Source organism: Hyalangium gracile, from assembly GCF_020103725.1.
In the GTDB taxonomy this organism is placed as follows: Bacteria; Myxococcota; Myxococcia; order Myxococcales; family Myxococcaceae; genus Hyalangium; species Hyalangium gracile.
The window spans coordinates 1-1,083 of sequence record NZ_JAHXBG010000081.1; the positions used below are offsets into that span (position 1 = coordinate 1).

The window sequence follows — 1,083 nt, forward strand, 5'->3', positions numbered from 1 at the left end:
GAGCCGCTGCGACGGCCGAGGGCCGCGTCGCTGGCAGCCGCCTTGGGGCATGCCGCCCAGCAGCCGGAGGCCAGCGCTCCCATCGAGCCGACGCCGGCCGCTGCGGCCACCGAGCGGGCCAGCAGGCCGGGCCCGCCCCCTAGGCGCGCCCCGTGGCTTCCGGCTGGAGCGGCCCTCGCGACCGTGGCTCTGCTTGTGGGGAGCGCGTTGGCGGTGCGCACCGTCCGGGCTCGGGACTGGAGCGGGATGCTGGAGCCTCGTGTGCCTTCACTCGATGTTCCAGATGCCGGAGTCGGGGACGAAGCTCTGTCGAGCATCTACCAGGCTCCGGCGACCGCTCTGCCCGTGTTCATGTCCTTAGGTCGCAAGATGCCGACCAGGCCCATGGATGGACAGCGTAAGCCCCCGTGTGAGCGCGGAGAGGTTGCCATCTACGGCGCGTGCTGGGTGTGGGTAGGCGGCGAAAAACCGCCGTGTGGTGACACGATGTACGACCACGAAGGCCGCTGCTACAAAGCCAGCGTGGACATGCCGCGCAAGCCCACCTCGGGTGAACCATGAACAGGCTGCTTCAATAGGCCCTGGCCCGCTGAGCAGTGCATGGAGGGCTCCTCTCCCAGGTGAAGGCGTGGCTCTTCGTCTACTCCGGCTCTTCATCCTCGGAGGGCGGCGGCTGTTCGTTCAGCGCATCGTCAAGCAGCGTCACCAGCCGTTGGCGCTTCTCCGATGAGAGCTTGCTTACCGCCTCGAGCAGCCGGCGCATCTCCGGCGTGTCGCCGTCTGCTACTCGGGCTCTTCTCCTTCAGTGGTGAGGCGCACCCGGCCACGAGGAAAGGGAGCAGGAGAAGGGGCATGACGGGGCGAGAGCCTATCCCCTCCATTTCGCCCGAGGCTACTTGCAGGGTAAGGTCGCTCGTTGCCAACCGCCGAGGAGGGAACTGTGAGGGAGAGCGAAGGGACGCACACGGAGTTGGTGCCCGGAGTGATGGTGGGGCCCTGGCTCATTCGCGCTCGGCACGACCGGGGCAGCTTCGGGGTGGTGTTCCGAGCCCAGAGAGCCGGGCACCCCGAGGCCGGGCCCTT

Annotated in this window: 1 protein-coding gene; it reads right to left on the reverse strand. The window is 68.3% G+C overall.

The genetic code is table 11. The annotated features are described in order from the left end of the window. Window positions 1-640: 640 nt before the first annotated feature. Entirely contained in the window at window positions 641-763 is a 123-nt protein-coding gene (locus KY572_RS47665; protein WP_263452567.1) for a hypothetical protein, read from the reverse strand. Window positions 764-1,083 lie beyond the last annotated feature (320 nt).

Excerpts from the sequence above, each read along its gene's own strand:
- KY572_RS47665 (WP_263452567.1), bottom strand. The coding sequence starts at position 763 with ATGCGCCGGCTGCTCGAGGCGGTAAGCAAGCTCTCATCGGAGAAGCGC.